Origin of the sequence: Arthrobacter sp. TMP15, from assembly GCF_039529835.1 — a bacterium.
Classification (GTDB): domain Bacteria; phylum Actinomycetota; class Actinomycetes; order Actinomycetales; family Micrococcaceae; genus Specibacter.
Genome location: NZ_CP154262.1, coordinates 118,237 through 133,853, shown reverse-complemented (window position 1 = coordinate 133,853; position 15,617 = coordinate 118,237). Strand labels below are relative to the sequence as shown.

The following is a 15,617-nucleotide window of genomic DNA, read 5'->3' as shown; positions in this document are numbered from 1 at the left end:
GTTCCTTTCCCGAAGGGGCGTCCACCCACAGACTCCCGCCCATGCGCCGTCGTCCATCTCAAAGCTCCATGAACAGGAATCGTGCGTGGGCCGCAAACTCCCAATGAAATGGCATCTTCGAAGCCCAGCAATCGAAGCACAATAGTGACTCTTGGAGCCCTCGGCCAGGCTCGGGAAACTACCAGCCGGTACCGTCCAGATTTACAGCGTCCCGTACGACCCGTGTTTCGATGTAAGTCGCGCCCTTGGCGTACTCCGCACCCGTCACATAACTACCTTTGGGCTGAACTTGTCATCAACGCCACAGTCGTTAGAATCCACAACCCTGCTCCATCCATTACGGATCTGGATGGAGCGTGTCTCCATAGGTATTGCACTACATTCCGCGAAAATTCGGCTCTGACTCGCGAGGCTTTCCGCAAATACCGTCGGGGTCACCACAAGACGCATCTCCCACGGAGTATCTTGGGTCTGCACCGGGATACCCAACAATCTAATGCTGTCCACAAAGTAAGAGGGCAATTTTATGAGTTTCATGCCCCGCACCGTCCGCGCCTAGCGTAAACTACACAACTCGCCCTGTGGGCGCTTTGCCGGTCAAAAGGACCCTGCTTATGATCAACAAACGCTTATGATCAAAAGAGATACCGAGTGAACGATCCGCACGCATTCCACCAACAGTGAGGACCTCAGATGCCGGCCCACGAATCAATCGTCGCAGCACCGGACTCTCTTATTTCCGCCCGAGACGCCATCGCCCTAGCTGGAGATGCCATGGTTGAATTCCACGGTGTCAGTAAAATTTACGAATCGGCCCAGCCAGCGGTGGCAAACCTTGACCTGAGTGTTGAGACCGGGAAGATCACAGTGTTTGTGGGTCCCTCAGGATGCGGAAAAACCACATCCTTGCGCATGATCAACCGCATGGTGGAACCAACTTCTGGCACGATCACCGTTGGCGGCCGGGACGTCAGCTCTATCCCGGCCCACGAGCTACGCCGCTCAATGGGCTATGTCATGCAGCAGGCCGGACTCCTGCCCCACCGCACCGTGATCGACAATGTCGCAACCGTGCTTCGGCTAAACAAGGTCCCGCGCGCGCAGGCACGCAAGCGCTCTCTGGAATTGTTAGAGACAGTGGGTTTGCCAGCTTCCATGGCCGACCGCTACCCCAATCAACTCTCTGGTGGACAGCAGCAACGCGTTGGCGTGGCCCGCGCTTTAGCCGCAGATCCCCCTGTTTTGCTCATGGATGAACCCTTTTCCGCTGTGGATCCCGTGGTCCGGGCCGAACTTCAACAGGAACTGTTGCGGCTCCAGCGCGAGCTGGCCAAGACCATAATTTTTGTTACCCATGACATCGATGAAGCCACCATCATTGGGGACAAAGTGGCTGTGTTTGCCAGCGGTGGTCGCGTGGCCCAGTATGCGCCGCCCGAGGAAATTCTGCGCGCACCGGTGGATGACTTTGTAGCAAACTTCGTGGGCCGCGACCGTGGTTTCCGAAGGCTTTCATTTAGCACGGGTGAATCCGTGCCCGTCCATAACGCCAACGCTGTGGTGTGGGATGAAACCGACCTCAACAATTCAGCCATCAACGGGGCCAACTGGGTGTTGACTGTTGACACTAACCGGCGACCGATGGGCTGGTTACCTCCCGGATCACAACAGTCCAAAAGCTCGCTCATTCCCGGAGGATCGCTCTTTCATGCCGGCGACCCGTTGCGCAACGCCTTAGATTCGGCTTTGTCCTCGCCCTCCGGGCTCGGCGTTGCCGTTGATGCTGATGGCCGGGTCAGGGGATTAGTTAAGGGCTCTGAGGTGTTGGCAGTCATTGATGCCGTGCGGGAAGAGCGCAGCTGATGCAGTGGTTTCTGGCTAACCTGCCCCAGGTACTCAATCTCACCGGTTACCACCTGATTCAAGCCGTGGTGCCACTGGTGCTGGCCGTTGTCATCGCCATTCCTTTGGCCCAATTGGCTCGAATTAACAAAGCTGTCAGCGCCATTGTTCTCTCTGCAGGATCACTGCTTTACACGGTCCCGTCACTGGCGTTGTTTGTGATTCTGCCCAGTATCTTGGGCACGAAGATCTTGGACTTCACCAACATCATTGTGGCGCTGACCATCTACGCTGTGGCACTACTGGTGCGTTCAACCCTGGATGCGCTTAACTCAGTCGATGACACTATCCGCAAGTCGGCTGCGGCCATGGGCTTCAGACCTCTTCAGAGATTCCTGGTGGTGGATTTACCGTTGTCCATTCCCGTTCTTTTTGCCGGGCTACGGGTCATCTCGGTGAGTAATATTTCTTTGGTGACAGTTGGTTCACTGCTGGGTATTCCCAGCCTGGGTTTCTTCTTCACCGACGGTCTGCAACGCAACTTCCCCACCGAGATCATTGTCGGAATAGTCGGCACTCTGGTGCTGGCCCTGCTCATGGACGTGGTTCTAGTGTTCCTGCAGAAAATGCTAACGCCTTGGTTGCGACAAGCTAAGTTACCTGCTCCGACCTCAAGCACCATGGAGGTGGCGGCATGAGCTTTCTTGCAGCGACCCTGCCGGGCACTAAATACACAGCGAGGGACCCCTTCAGTCAGGGTTGGCAATGGCTTACCGACCCGATGAACTGGCAGGGTTCCATGGGCGTGCCCACACGAGTCGTTGAGCATTTGGGGTACGCAGGGCTGACGCTTCTAATCTCAGTTGTCATCGCGGTTCCTATCGGGCTCTATGTGGGCCATACCGGACGCGGACGTGCAGTAGTCGTCTCGCTGGCAGGGATGCTGCGGGCACTGCCAACTCTGGGAATCATGACATTGTTTGCTTTACTGGCAACATCTTCACTTTCCTTGATGCCCGCCATTTGGTCTCTCGTACTCCTGGCGGTACCGCCGATTCTGACGGGCACATATGCAGGAATTGCCGCTGTGGACCGAGAACTTGTGGATGCTGCCCGGAGCATGGGCATGAGAGAACACCAGATTCTCTTCGGAGTGGAAGTCCCCAACGGGCTCTCCGTGATGCTCGGTGGATTCCGATCTGCCGTGCTGCAGGTAGTCTCAACCGTGGCTGTTGTGGCCTTTATTAGTCTTGGGGGGCTAGGGCGCTACATTATTGATGGACTTGCAGTGCAGGATTACGGTCAGGTACTTGGCGGGGCCGTGGTGATCGCCGCCGTCGCGATTGTGATTGACGGTTTGTTAGCCTTACTGCAGCGTTCAGTTGTTTCACCAGGGTTGCGGACCGCAGGAACGCCCTCGGAGCAGGCTGCTCCTAATGAGGTGGCCCTTGACGGCGAAACTATGGAAGAAAAAGTTCTTACTACAGGAGATAAATCATGAATAAAAATTCCACGTCCACACGCCGCGGGTTCCTTGGAGCTGCCGCTGGACTCTCCGTAGCTTTTGCCATTACCGCTTGCGGTGGCGGCGATCCACTGGCGCAGAACACCTCCAGCGGCGCAGCCGGTGGCGGAGAGGCCGTTGTGGTTGGCTCGGCTAACTTCCCAGAGAACGCAATTTTGGCTGAAATTTATGCCGGCGCCTTGAGTGCTGCCGGCATGGATGCCACCACGCGGCTGAACATTGGCGCCCGTGAGGTTTATTTGAAGGCTCTCGAAGACGGCTCAATCGATGTTGTGCCCGAATACACAGGTAACCTCTTGGGCTATCTCGATGCCAGCAACACCGTGGTTGATGGAGCCGGTATTCTTGCCGCATTGCCCGCTAAGATGCCAGCAGGAATCAGTGTTTTGGACGCCTCATCCGCCGAAGACAAGGATGCCATTGTTGTGACTGCGGAAACTGCTGCCAAGTACAAACTGAAATCGATTGCCGATCTGACCCCCGTATGCAGTGAACTGACGCTGGCCGCGCCATCAGAATTTCAGACCCGCCCCTACGGTCTGCCCGGTTTGAAAAAACTTTATGATTGCGTGCCCAAGGACTTCAAAGCGTTCAGCGCAAGCAGCGAAGCCTTGAATTTGAAGGCGCTGCTCAACGATGAGGTCCAGTTCGCCGATATCTTTACTACCTCTCCTGAAATCACCGCCAACAAGCTGGTGGTTCTGCAGGACCCCAAGTCCATGATCGGGGCACAGCAGGTTATCCCCATTATCAAGACTGACAAGGTCAACGAGGCTGGCCAAAAAGCACTGAACAACGTCTCCAAGCAGCTCACCACCGAAGACTTGATTGCCTTGCGCACACAGGTTGAGGGCGATCAGAAGATGGATCCCAAGGCCGCCGCAGCACAGTGGCTCAAGGACAAGGGCATCACCAAGTAAGGAGCTTTCATGGCCACCACGGTTGAACCGGATGAAGTTGATGTTGTAGTCCTCGGCATGGGACCAGGTGGTGAGTCCGTGGCCGGGGACCTAGCCGCTGCGGGCTTAGACGTTGTGGGCGTGGAGTCCCGGCTTGTAGGTGGAGAATGTCCATACTTTGGCTGTGTCCCGTCCAAAATGATGATTCGGGCTGGCAACGTGGTGGCCGAAGCACTTCGTATTCCGGATCTTGCCGGCAGCGTGGAGGTCACACCGGACTTTTCCAAGGTGGCCTCCCGCATCCGTTCTGAAGCTACGGACAACTGGGATGATGCCGTCGCCGCCAAGCGGTTCACGGATAAGGGTGGCCGCTTAGTTCGTGGTACCGGCAGGCTCACTGGAGCCCGAGAAGTCTGTGTTTCTATGCCCGACGGCGGTGAACGCACCTTTCGGGCCCGGCGGGCAGTGGTGCTCAACCCCGGCACTAACCCCGCAGTCCCCGACGTTGCGGGACTGGCTGAGACCCCGTTTTGGACCAACAGGGAAGCCCTGCAGACGGAGGTGGCGCCGAAGTCTCTGATTATTTGGGGAGGCGGCCCCATTGCGGTGGAATTGGCCCAGGCATTCACCAGATTCGGCACCAAGGTAACAATGGTGTTGCGCGGTTCCAGCCTGCTTTCGCGCGAAGAACCCGAAGCAGCAGATCTGCTGGCCAAGGTTTTCCGTAGCGAAGGCATAAAGATACTGAATAACCGGGACATCACAGCTGTTGCTCATTCAGATGGGATCTTTAAAGTGCAACTGGCGGCATCCAGTCGCACTGCTCCTGGCGCCGGCGTTTCAGAGCTTTCGGCGGAGAATTTCTTGGTCGCCACGGGTCGAACACCGCAGTTGGCGACGCTTGAGCTGGCAGCAGCGAATATTGACTGGGACGGCAAACATGCGCCGTCATTCGATGAGCACATGCAGTTGACCGACGGTCTTTATCTGATCGGTGACGCCGCAGGTGCCGGAGCGTTTACCCACATGTCCATGTACCAGGCCAATATTGTGACCGGTCATATCCTCGGTGAGGACCGAGGCTCCGCTGAGTCTCATGCAGTTCCACATGTAACCTTTACCGACCCGGAAATTGGCGCCGTCGGTCTGAGCGAAAATCAGGCTCGAGAAGCTGGCCTGACCATTAGAGTTGGCTACTCCGAAATCAGTGCATCCGCGCGAGGGTGGATTCACAAGTCCGGAAACCAGGGCTTCATCAAGGTGATCGAAGACACCCAGGCCGGCGTTCTGGTGGGTGCCACCTCCGCCGGACCCACAGGTGGGGAAGTACTGTCCCTGCTGGCCTTGGCTGTGCATGCCCGCATCCGCGTTACTGAACTAAAAACGATGATTTACGCCTACCCCACGTTCCACCGAGCTATCCCCGAGGCATTGGCAGATCTAAAGTAGCCCTCCGTTTTGAGCCTGCCCTGGTGAGATTGGAGATAATGACATCTCCGGTGCCTGAACCTGTCGGCTAGGACTATCTCCTCAACTTCCCAGCTGGAGCGGCCCCCAGCCACCGGAGCCAATTCTTGACTGCACACCAAAGCGCCCCTTTAGCATTGGGTAGTGGTGCAGGTTTCCGGCACGGTCACGCGCTAAAATGCCCCACTGATGGGTGCCGAGGTGGTTATTGATGCCTGAAAGGTGCGTCATACCATTCCAGCCGGAACCAATCACCTTGCGTGGCTCATCGATGAATCCGCCGCCTCCGTTGCCCCGGTATAGCAACAATGCTCCGGCAGTATTGCGGGCCAGAACATCACTGCGTCCATCACCATCGAAGTCCGCTGCAAGAACGTTTAATGACCCCCATCCGGTTCCGATCCTTGTACGTACAGAGAATCCGCGACCATTCGGAGACGGGTAGAGGAACAGTTCGCCGGTGACGCGCGATTTAGCTACAACTGCCGGAAATTTGTCGCTGGTGCGCCATTTGATGACCATGATGTCAAAAGATCCCCACCCTTTGCCGATCTGCAACGGTGTGGAAAGTGTGCCATTTGCTTGCCCGTACCTCACGGTCAGATGCCCACTTGACCATTTAGCCACGATGTCTTGGCGGCCATCGGAATTGAAGTCGACGATTTCCAGCTGCTGCACGCCGCTCCAGCCCCCTGAGATGAATCGACGCTGCCATAAGTCACCTCCTTTGGCTGATCCGTAGATGAAAAGATTCCCGGCTTGGTCGACGGCTGCCACATCTCCCGCGGTGGCTACAGGAACCGGTGCGGGTTGCGGCTGAACGGCCCGTGATGACGCATAACCTGCCAAATTGGCCACCACCACCGACGACCCGTTCCAGCCAGCCATAGAGATTTTGACCTGTCCTATGCCTATGTCAGTAGCCTGCTTGTTCAGCAAAGCCGCACGGTGCGACGGAGATCCCATCCACCAGTCAACAATCTGTTGAGCTGATCCGTTGATACCAATGATCTCCGAGTACATGTCCGCACCTGCAGGCAAAATAGATCGCCCGGCGTCGGCTCGATGCAGATTGTTTATGTCCAGAGAACCTTTGTTGATTCGCGTATTCAACGTTGTGGCCCACTGCTGAGATCCGGTGGAAATATTCTTGTTCCACACCAGCGGACCTGCTCCATTGGCTGCCCGATATTTATTCGCTAAAACCAGCACCTGAGCCGTGTAAGGGTTACTGGCAGTGGCCGCATCCGCCAAAGGCTGGGCCAAAGGAGTCCGAACACCTACTGGGGGCTTACCCGGGCCTGGTGTCACCGGCTTGGCAGTCGCCGGAACAGGCGCGGGCACCGCCGGCTTAGCAGTCGCCGAGGGGGCCGAAGGGGCCGAAGGCGCAGGCTTAGTTGCAGTCGGAGCGGGGGCAGTCGACGCTGAAGACGAAGGAGTCGGGGTGGGAACAAGTTCTGGAGTCGGCGCGGGCTTAGGAACAGGCTCCCCCAGATTTTTTGGCGCCTCGGGCATCGCCGACTCTGTTGTGGGCGAAGGAGTCTGCCACTGCACCATGGAACCGGGTGAAACTGAACGCGCCGCAGCAACAGGACCCACACCTGCGCTCAGCAGGGTAGCCGTGAGAGATAGCGCTGCGATGCGCCTAAGTGTGTTGCGCAAATTCGTTTCCTTATTTTTATGGGCGTGTTCCCCGGAACCAAGAGAACGAGGAGACTAGGATGCCAAAATTACTTTTCGTACGGCTGCACTGAGCTGCATAGCTCTGCCCCCGGTTGCGCCCGCCTCGTTCCATGCTGGGACGTATCCAAACCCTATTCCGTAGAGGGGGTCAGCATAGCCCAATGAGCCGTTGGCCCCTTCATGTCCAAAGGCTTGGGCGCTGCCAAAGTCCATGCGCGGGTGGGCTTTCATGAAAGTAATGGCAAATGAGCTGGTCTCACAAAAGACCCTGTCTAGCCCCCACACCTGTTCCTGGCTCATGAGTGCAATAGTTTCAGGATTCAAATAGGGTGGAAGTAAGTCGATCCCGGTAGTTGCACCGGCATAGACACGGGCCAGCCCATCAGCTGATCCCACCCCTGCACCGCTGGAACTTCCTGCCGCTCGGACACTTCGGACATTGGGCATTCCTAGAAGATTTCCTGCAAACACATTCGCTGAGACGCCTGCAATGGAACCCGGCTCAAAAAACCCGGCCGTAGGCTCTTCCTGGAACAGGACAGGGCGGAAGCGTGACTCTTCAGATTCGGGTAGGCCCAGGTACATGTCAGCCGTGTAGGGTGCTCGAATACGACGGTTATACAGGTCCTGTAACCGCTCTCCGCTGACGCGTCGGCACAACTCCTCAAGGAAGACACCCATGGTGAGCGCGTGGTAACCGAACGTTCCGCTGCCTGGCCGCCACATCGGCTCTAGCGCGGCCAACCGCTCGGCCACGGCAGAAAGATCGTTGTACTCCTCCATGGCAAAACCACCCTGTACACCCAACAAGCCAGCTTGATGAGAAAGCAGCTGCCTAACTGTCAGGGCACTCTTGCCGTTCTCAGCAAATTCCGGCCAGTAGGTGGCAACGGTTGCGTCTAGATCGATCAGGCCATCCTGCACCAGGAGGCTGAAGGCGAGCGCAGCAATTCCCTTGGAACACGAGAACACGCCCGTAAGTGAGTTCTCGGAAGAATCAGGGCCGCCCACGAGTTCAACCACCTTGGCGCCGTTGAAGTAAACGGCCAGCTGCGCGCTGTAGCCGGGGTCGGCGTCGAGCATGGAATCAAAAAGTTCCCGAACACCGGCAAATTGTTCGGTGGCGAGGCCCTGGGATGCGCCGGTGCTCGGCTGCTGTGAAAGTGTCATGGAACCACTCTAGGGAATACCGCACCCACGGCGCCTCATGGTGGATCAGGGGTTGACCCGCTGCACGTTCTACGGAGATGAACTAGTGACTCCCGGCGCGCCTGTAAATACTCAGTCCGTTCGCTCGCGGTGTTTGCACCCCGGCCAGCAGCAGGGCCGTCGCTGACCTTGCTCAAGCTCTTCCTGAGTTCGGCGAATGCGGCGCACTCGAGTCGTCTTTTGTTTGGCATCTTCAACCCAACAGATAAATTCATTGCGAGCCAACGGCGTAATGTCGTCCCACAGAACTCGCGCCACAGGGTTGGCGAGCAGGGCCTCTCTCAGGTCTGCCGGCAAAGCGTGGACCACCCCTCCGGGCACTGGCTCGCTACTCATACCACTACGATAGCGGGCCGGTGTGCCAGCAGGTCCGCTTGACCACGGACCCGGAGAGTTTCGGCTAGCGGCTGGCCCGTAGCATACGTTGCACTCCGGTGATCGAAGATAAATTGGGACCACGCGCTCTCGTGGCTGTTGCTCACCATAGGCGTATTCGCCACACTCGCCACACTCGCCAACGGTAAAGGTGCAGCGTTGGAACTGCTCCGGACTACGCCGATGGAAAATGAGAACAAAACCGCAGATCTCTGAATCGACGCGAAGGTCTCTGGGCCAGCCACCGGGTTCATAACAGCATTCACGGGTGCTGGTTTCCCCATAGCAGCGGCTCCCAGGTGCCACCGCCAAGTGCCACCGTCCAGTGCCAGTGCCAGTGCCAGGCAAGGCGAGGCAAGGAGAGTCTTCCACCGTGCTTTGACCGTTAACGTTTTAACCGCTAGCCGATGACGGCACGGAAAATCGCGGCCAGCGATGCGTCTTCTGTGCTGGTCTCAATCGCCACAGGGTACACCCACCCCACTAGACTGGCGGTTGCGTCCCTTCGCCACCCGTTTCTGGAAGGTTTCTGCCCATGCATGACAAACACGACCTAATCCAAAGCCGGCTCAAACGAGTCCTGGTTGAGCGGATCATCCCGGCCATCCACACACCCATCGCTGCCCTGACCTTGACGGCTTGGCATGTTGCAGGTGGCCAGGGCGAACCTGTCTCTCCGGCTGAGGCGCTTCCCCAGGGAACAACGGACGACGGCGGCACCGCGGCAACGGGGTCTCCCAGCACGGGGTCTCCCAGCACAGGCGTGGATTACCAGCCCTTCGCAGTGGGAGACCAGTGGGGGCCACCGTGGGGCACCAGCTGGATTCATCTCAGCGGTACCGTTCCCGCTGAGGCGAGGGGTCACACAATTGAACTCGTGGTGGACTTGGGTTTTAGCCAGTCGTGGCCTGGATTCCAGGCCGAAGGGCTCATTTATCGTCCTGATGGGAGCACTCTCAAGGCGCTGAACCCTTTGAACACTTGGGTTCCAGTGGCGGAATTGGCTCAGGGCGGGGAATCAATTGACCTTTATGTTGAGGCTGCGGCGAACCCTTTCGTATTTACCGATAACCCCTTTGTCCCAACCCAGCTGGGCGAGAAGTTCACCGCCGGGGATACCCCGCGTTACACCATGGCCCGGGCAGACATCAATATTTTCAACGCCGAGGTGTGGGAGCTCGTCCAGGATTTTGAGGTTCTGGACCAGCTTCAAAATGAGCTTGATCTGGGCAACCCACGCCGCTGGGACATCCTCTACGCTCTGGAACGCGCGCTCGACGCCGTTTCCCTCACCGATGTTCCCGGCTCGGCTGCCGCTGCCCGCGCACAACTTGGCAACGTGCTCGCGCAGCCAGCCAACGCCAGTGCCCACCAGATCACCGCCATTGGGCACGCGCACATTGATTCGGCGTGGTTGTGGCCGGTAAGGGAGACAGTACGCAAGGTGGCTCGCACCACCTCCAATGTCATTAATCTGCTAGCCGGAGACCCCGAATTCCAGTTCGTTATGTCTTCCGCCCAACAATACGAGTGGCTGGCGGAGCACCGCCCGGAGGTGTTCGCAAAGGTCAAGGCTGCCGTCACCGAGGGCCGCTTCATCCCGGTCGGGGGTATGTGGGTTGAGTCAGATACCAACATGGTGGGCTCCGAGGCCATGGCCCGCCAGTTCACCTACGGTCAGCGTTTTTTCACCGAAAACTTCGGCATACAGTGCCAGGAAGTGTGGTTGCCGGACTCCTTCGGGTACTCCGCCGCGCTGCCACAGATTGTGAAACAGGCAGGTGCCAAATGGTTCCTGACTCAGAAGATCTCCTGGAACACAGTTAATAAGTTTCCGCACCACACCTTCAACTGGGAGGGTATCGATGGGACCCGAGTGTTCACCCACTTCCCTCCCGTAGATACCTACAACTCTCAGCTCTCAGGAACTGAACTGGCCCATGCCGTGCGCAACTTCCGCGACAAAGGTGCGGCAAAGAATTCACTTGTCCCCTTTGGCTGGGGCGACGGCGGAGGTGGACCCACGCGCGAAATGCTGGCCCGGGCCAAGCGAACCAAAAATTTAGAAGGCTCCCCGCAGGTCACCATCCAAACTCCCACAGCGTTCTTCACGAGCGCTGAGGCCGAATACCCGAATGCTCCCGTGTGGAAGGGTGAGCTGTACCTTGAACTACACCGCGGCACGTACACCTCGCAGGCCCTGACCAAACAGGGCAACCGGCGCAGCGAACACCTGCTGCGCGAGGCAGAGCTATGGAGCACCACGGCAGCCGTGCGCGGCCTCATCGACTACCCCTATGCAGAGTTGGACCGGATTTGGAAGCTGGTGCTCTTAAACCAATTCCACGACATCTTGCCTGGTTCCTCGATCGCGTGGGTACACCGTGAAGCAGCCGAAAGCTACGCCCGGATTGCGGCAGACCTGAAAGCAATCATCTTTGCAGCGGTGGACGCCCTCGCCGACTCTGGACAAGACCGCTCTGGGCCGGCCGATTCTGGGCCAGACGGCTCTGAACCACGCAGCTCCGGCCCCGCCGCGGTGGGAGAGAGGCTAGGGACCGCCCTGCATTTCAATGCCTCTCCCTACCCGCGCCGCGGCATTGCCCCTCTCAGCGCAGGCGTCCCGTCACCGGACACCACGGAAGTGACGGTGGAGCGGGACGGGAACGGGGAAATAGTTGTCCAGAACACACTCATCCGTGTCCGTTTCGGTGCCGACGGCGTCATCATCTCCATTGTGGATATTGCGGCCAACCGCGAGCTGGTACCGTCCGGGCAGGGCGCCAACCTGCTCCAGTTACACACCGACTTCCCAAACATGTGGGATGCGTGGGACATTGACGAGTTTTACAAAAACACAGTGACGGACATTCGCGAGCTGGACTCGATGGAGGTCACGATCTTGGACAGTCTGGCCCAGATCACCATCAAACGCAGTTTCCGCAGCTCACACATCACCCAACGCGTGCGCATCGCTCCGGACTCTAAGACCATCACAGTGCACAACGATGTCGATTGGCATGAGCAGGAGACCCTACTTAAAGCTGCCTTCCCGCTCGATCTGCACGCCGATCACGCCCGTTTTGAGACCCAGTATGGACACATTCAACGCGCCACGCATGAGAACACGTCCTGGGATAACGCCCGTTTTGAGGTCTGCGCGCACCGCTGGGTACATGTGGGCGAACCCGGCTTTGGCGCTGCGGTGATCAACGATTCCACCTACGGCCACGACGTCTCTCGCCACCCCGGAACCAACGGCTCAAGTTTCACCACCGTGCGCCTGTCGCTGCTGCGCGGGCCCCGCTTCCCCGACCCAACCACTGACCAGGGCCAGCATTCTTTCAGCTACGGGCTCGTGGTAGGCGCGGACGTGCAGGACGCGGTGGCCGCCGGGTACGCACTAAATCTGCCGTGGCACGGCGTGCCGGGCGATGGGTCCGGCCGTACCGTCATCGAACCACTGGTGCGCACCGATTCGCAGGCCGCCATCATCGAGGCCGTCAAATTGGCCGACGATCGCAGTGGTGACGTGATCGTCCGTCTCTACGAACCGCTCGGTGGCCGCGCAAAGGTGACCCTCTCGGCGTCGTTCCCGGTGGCAAATGTGCTGGAGAACAACCTCCTAGAGCAGCCGTACGACGCCGGATCCCTCACCTTAGGTACTGACACCCCGGGCAGCATGGAGTCCAACAATCCTCTTATTTTGTTGGCCTTGCGCCCCTTCCAGATCCTTACCTTACGCTTGCAGAAAGGCAGCAAATGAGCCGCCCCGATATCACAACCCCCACCAACCGGGACCAGAGAGCTGCTGCCCGAAAAAATCCCTTGCGCTGGGGCGTGAATTACACGCCCAGCGAGGGCTGGTTCCACTCGTGGCAGGACTTTGATGCTGATGCCGTGCGGGCCGATTTTGAGTCAATTGCCAAGCTGGGTCTTGACCATGTGCGGATTTTCCCGCTGTGGCCGTTACTGCAACCCAACCGGTCACTGATCCGTCCGGCCGGGATTGCCGATGTGGGCCGCGTGGTGGATGCCGCTGCGGAGTTCGGTTTGGACGTCTCCGTGGACGGCTTGCAGGGGCACCTTTCAAGCTTTGATTTTCTGCCGTCGTGGGTGACGAGCTGGCACCGGCGCAACATCTACACCGACCCGCAGGTAGTGGACGCCGAGGCGCAGCTGATTGTGGCCCTGGCCGCCGAGGTGACCTCACGTCCCAACGTGCTGGGCATGACGCTGGGCAATGAAACGAACCAGTTTGCTGTAGCGCGCCACCCCGAACAGCAGGTCACCTCACCGGCGGAGATGGGCGAATGGTTCGCAACCTTGCTAGCTGCCGCCCGCAAAGCATGGCCTACAGGCATGCACCAACACAGCTTTGATGACAACGCCTGGTTTGTGGATAGCTGTCCGGTTACTCCCCGACACGCGACATCCCTGGGCGACGTGACCACTGTGCATTCGTGGGTATTCGTGGCCGTGGCGCGTTTGTTCCCGCAGGGTCACCCCGCTCGCACCCTTTTCGCTGACTACCTGGTGCAGCTAGCGGATGCCTATTCCAACGACCCCACACGGCCTATCTGGCTACAGGAAATCGGTGCCCCACATCCGGCTGTCCCTGTGGAAGGTGCCGCGGACTTCCTCGAGCAGAGCCTTAGGCCAGTGCTGGACACTCCTAATTTGTGGGGTGTGACGTGGTGGTGTTCTCATGATGTCAGCAGGAAACTAGCCGACTTCCCCGAGCTGGAATACTCTCTAGGCCTACTGGATTCTGAGCGTCGGGTTAAGCCGGGCGGGCAGCGATTGGCGGAACTGATTGCCGCGGAGAAGACCAACCCCACGGCGCCAGTCTGGCGATCCACGGCCCTGTCCTTTGACCCGGGTGATGAAGCCACAGGTGTTGGGCGCTCAGTGGCTGATCCTTCCGGCGCCTTGTTCCCGGCGTGGTTGGAACTAACCGCTTCCGGTCAGAAGCCCGCCCTGGTGCGAGCATCCCAGAGGGAGAACTCCCGCTACCTCGCTGCCCGCGGCATCACCGACGTGAGAAATATCAGCGATGCTCACAGCAGTACACACTCCGGGTGCCAAGACTAGAAAGCGGGGAACTCCATGTGGGATGAGGTGCAGCCTAGGGACTGCGAACAAGGTTGGGAACTATTGCCAGAAAGCGGCTGGTTTGCACTGATGGCATGGACGGCCGGTCCGGAGAATCTCAGCCGATCCGCCCAGGAAGATGCGGAGAAGAAGGTGCGCGTTATGCAAGTCCTTCACGAAGTGGAATCCCACACCGCCGCGCCTTTCACCGCGAAAGACAGGCATACCGTGAACGAGGCAGTAAATGAGTTTCTGCTCGATGCCGGGGTCGCCGCCCGGCCCCCGGGTTTTGACTGGTTCCTGCGCCTCCCGCAAGGTTGGCCGGTGGTGATTTCGTTAGCTGAGGAGCTCGGGTCACAAATCACCCTGGCTTGGGAAAACGGGACTCATCCGGCCAAGCTTCGACCGCTGTTTCACCGGGTAGTGCAAGATTTTTACGCCACTGCCCCGCGCTAGGTTGCCCCGGCAGCCTAGGCGCGGAGGGCCCGTGGGAACCGAGGATTCGCGCGGCCCCTAGCCGCCATTCCTACGCCCGTGAAGCATCAAGGCATGACCCGTGTTTCACCCCGAGCCGACGGTGGCAGCGGCCAGTCCGCCGGCGGAATTGAGGAAGCCATGAGCCACGATGGCGCTGCCGAAGCTGCGCGTGAAAATGCATGGGTTCGTCCCAGTTTCGCCAAGGGGCTGTACTTGGGCAATTTTGACATCGATCTGATCCATCCCCACCCGCAATCCACTGCCGATGACGCCGAACGCGGTGAAGCATTTCTGAAAAAGGTTGATGCCTATGCCAGAAGCCTTGACGGCGCCAAGGTCGAGCGGGATGCAAAAATCCCCGACGAGTACTTTGCTGGACTGGCGGAACTGGGCGCCTTTGGTATGAAAATCCCTGTGGAGTACGGCGGCCTAGGTTTGAACCTCACATACTACGGCAGAGCGCTGGCCATCTTGGGTAGCGTTCATCCGGCCTTTGGTGCACTACTTTCAGCTCATCAGTCTATTGGGGTACCCGAACCCGTAAAAGTATTTGGTACAGCTGAACAAAAACAGAAGTACTTGCCGCGCTGTGCCGCGGGTGCTGTCACAGCGTTCCTGCTCACCGAGGCGGACGTTGGCTCCGACCCTGCCAGGATGGGTTGTTTAGCTGTGCCCTCGAAGGACGGGTCCGAGTACATTTTGGATGGCGTAAAACTATGGACAACCACCGGCGCCATTGCAGAACTTGTGGTCGTCATGGCTCTTGTTCCCTCACGGGGGCTCGATGCTCTAGGACGCATAACAGGCGGCATCACAGCGTTCGTGGTGGAGGCAGACCCCCCCCGGCATCACAGTGGAGAATCGCAACGAATTCATGGGACTTCGCGGTATTGAAAATGGTGTGACTCGTTTCCACCAGGTGCGTGTTCCCGCTGAAAATCGTTTGGGGCGGGAGGGCCAGGGTTTGAAGATCGCCCGGGAATGATCCAATGCAGGGGCCCAGTGGGGCTTGCCCGTTGGACAGCATGAGGCGGTTGGCAAGAAAC

General features: G+C 58.5%; 12 protein-coding genes. 9 read left to right on the top strand and 3 right to left on the bottom strand.

Features of this window, described 5'->3' with window-relative positions; genetic code table 11:
- Positions 1-774: 774 nt before the first annotated feature.
- The 5 genes from AAFM46_RS00560 to AAFM46_RS00540 are packed head-to-tail and all read left to right on the top strand — an operon-like array spanning position 775 to position 5,715.
- Positions 775-1,863: an ATP-binding cassette domain-containing protein gene (locus AAFM46_RS00560; RefSeq protein ID WP_283531998.1), complete on the top strand. Its 1,089-nt coding sequence runs from the start codon at positions 775-777 to the stop codon at positions 1,861-1,863.
- Positions 1,863-2,540, top strand: coding sequence for an ABC transporter permease (locus AAFM46_RS00555; RefSeq protein ID WP_343318934.1), 678 nt, complete (start codon positions 1,863-1,865; stop codon positions 2,538-2,540). The genes AAFM46_RS00560 and AAFM46_RS00555 overlap by 1 nt, the downstream gene beginning before the upstream one ends.
- Positions 2,537-3,343 carry an ABC transporter permease gene (locus AAFM46_RS00550; protein ID WP_343318933.1) on the top strand — a complete coding sequence of 269 codons (807 nt, stop codon included), beginning with the start codon at positions 2,537-2,539 and terminating at the stop codon, positions 3,341-3,343. The genes AAFM46_RS00555 and AAFM46_RS00550 overlap by 4 nt, the downstream gene beginning before the upstream one ends.
- Positions 3,340-4,287, top strand: a complete 948-nt coding sequence (locus AAFM46_RS00545) for an ABC transporter substrate-binding protein (protein ID WP_283531922.1) — start codon at positions 3,340-3,342, stop codon at positions 4,285-4,287. The genes AAFM46_RS00550 and AAFM46_RS00545 overlap by 4 nt, the downstream gene beginning before the upstream one ends.
- 9 nt (positions 4,288-4,296) lie before the next feature.
- Positions 4,297-5,715 (top strand): NAD(P)/FAD-dependent oxidoreductase, encoded by a 1,419-nt coding sequence (locus AAFM46_RS00540; protein ID WP_343318931.1) that lies wholly within the window; start codon positions 4,297-4,299, stop codon positions 5,713-5,715.
- Positions 5,716-5,796: 81 nt separating this feature from the next.
- Here the strand turns inward: AAFM46_RS00540 and AAFM46_RS00535 are convergent, their stop codons facing one another.
- From AAFM46_RS00535 to AAFM46_RS00525, 3 genes are all read right to left on the bottom strand, one after another.
- On the bottom strand, positions 5,797-7,395 hold the full coding sequence (locus tag AAFM46_RS00535; RefSeq protein WP_343318930.1) for an FG-GAP-like repeat-containing protein: 1,599 nt from the start codon (positions 7,393-7,395) through the stop codon (positions 5,797-5,799).
- 54 nt (positions 7,396-7,449) lie between these two features.
- On the bottom strand, positions 7,450-8,586 hold the full coding sequence (locus AAFM46_RS00530; protein WP_343318929.1) for a serine hydrolase domain-containing protein: 1,137 nt from the start codon (positions 8,584-8,586) through the stop codon (positions 7,450-7,452).
- Positions 8,587-8,697: 111 nt separating this feature from the next.
- Positions 8,698-8,961, bottom strand: coding sequence for a YdeI/OmpD-associated family protein (locus AAFM46_RS00525; RefSeq protein ID WP_283531927.1), 264 nt, complete (start codon positions 8,959-8,961; stop codon positions 8,698-8,700).
- A 574-nt stretch (positions 8,962-9,535) separates the two neighbouring features.
- On the opposite strand from AAFM46_RS00525, the gene AAFM46_RS00520 reads away from it, so the two are divergent.
- From AAFM46_RS00520 to AAFM46_RS00505, 4 genes are all read left to right on the top strand, one after another.
- Positions 9,536-12,766 carry a glycoside hydrolase family 38 C-terminal domain-containing protein gene (locus AAFM46_RS00520; protein WP_343318928.1) on the top strand — a complete coding sequence of 1,077 codons (3,231 nt, stop codon included), beginning with the start codon at positions 9,536-9,538 and terminating at the stop codon, positions 12,764-12,766.
- Positions 12,763-14,094, top strand: coding sequence for a glycosyl hydrolase (locus AAFM46_RS00515; protein ID WP_343318926.1), 1,332 nt, complete (start codon positions 12,763-12,765; stop codon positions 14,092-14,094). Before AAFM46_RS00520 ends, AAFM46_RS00515 begins: the two co-directional genes overlap by 4 nt.
- Before the next feature lie 15 nt (positions 14,095-14,109).
- Entirely contained in the window at positions 14,110-14,550 is a 441-nt protein-coding gene (locus AAFM46_RS00510) for a DUF5956 family protein (RefSeq protein WP_343318925.1), read from the top strand.
- A gap of 93 nt (positions 14,551-14,643) precedes the next feature.
- Positions 14,644-15,465 (top strand): acyl-CoA dehydrogenase family protein, encoded by an 822-nt coding sequence (locus tag AAFM46_RS00505; protein ID WP_343318924.1) that lies wholly within the window; start codon positions 14,644-14,646, stop codon positions 15,463-15,465.
- Positions 15,466-15,617: the final 152 nt, after the last annotated feature.

What these genes read in the sequence shown, in the direction of transcription:
- AAFM46_RS00560 (WP_283531998.1), top strand. Translation starts at nt 775, where the DNA reads ATGGTTGAATTCCACGGTGTCAGTAAAATTTACGAATCGGCCCAGCCA.
- AAFM46_RS00555 (WP_343318934.1), top strand. Translation starts at nt 1,863, where the DNA reads ATGCAGTGGTTTCTGGCTAACCTGCCCCAGGTACTCAATCTCACCGGT.
- AAFM46_RS00550 (WP_343318933.1), top strand. Translation starts at nt 2,537, where the DNA reads ATGAGCTTTCTTGCAGCGACCCTGCCGGGCACTAAATACACAGCGAGG.
- AAFM46_RS00545 (WP_283531922.1), top strand. Translation starts at nt 3,340, where the DNA reads ATGAATAAAAATTCCACGTCCACACGCCGCGGGTTCCTTGGAGCTGCC.
- AAFM46_RS00540 (WP_343318931.1), top strand. Translation starts at nt 4,297, where the DNA reads ATGGCCACCACGGTTGAACCGGATGAAGTTGATGTTGTAGTCCTCGGC.
- AAFM46_RS00530 (WP_343318929.1), bottom strand. Translation starts at nt 8,586, where the DNA reads ATGACACTTTCACAGCAGCCGAGCACCGGCGCATCCCAGGGCCTCGCC.
- AAFM46_RS00525 (WP_283531927.1), bottom strand. Translation starts at nt 8,961, where the DNA reads ATGAGTAGCGAGCCAGTGCCCGGAGGGGTGGTCCACGCTTTGCCGGCA.
- AAFM46_RS00520 (WP_343318928.1), top strand. Translation starts at nt 9,536, where the DNA reads ATGCATGACAAACACGACCTAATCCAAAGCCGGCTCAAACGAGTCCTG.
- AAFM46_RS00515 (WP_343318926.1), top strand. Translation starts at nt 12,763, where the DNA reads ATGAGCCGCCCCGATATCACAACCCCCACCAACCGGGACCAGAGAGCT.
- AAFM46_RS00510 (WP_343318925.1), top strand. Translation starts at nt 14,110, where the DNA reads ATGTGGGATGAGGTGCAGCCTAGGGACTGCGAACAAGGTTGGGAACTA.
- AAFM46_RS00505 (WP_343318924.1), top strand. Translation starts at nt 14,644, where the DNA reads ATGACCCGTGTTTCACCCCGAGCCGACGGTGGCAGCGGCCAGTCCGCC.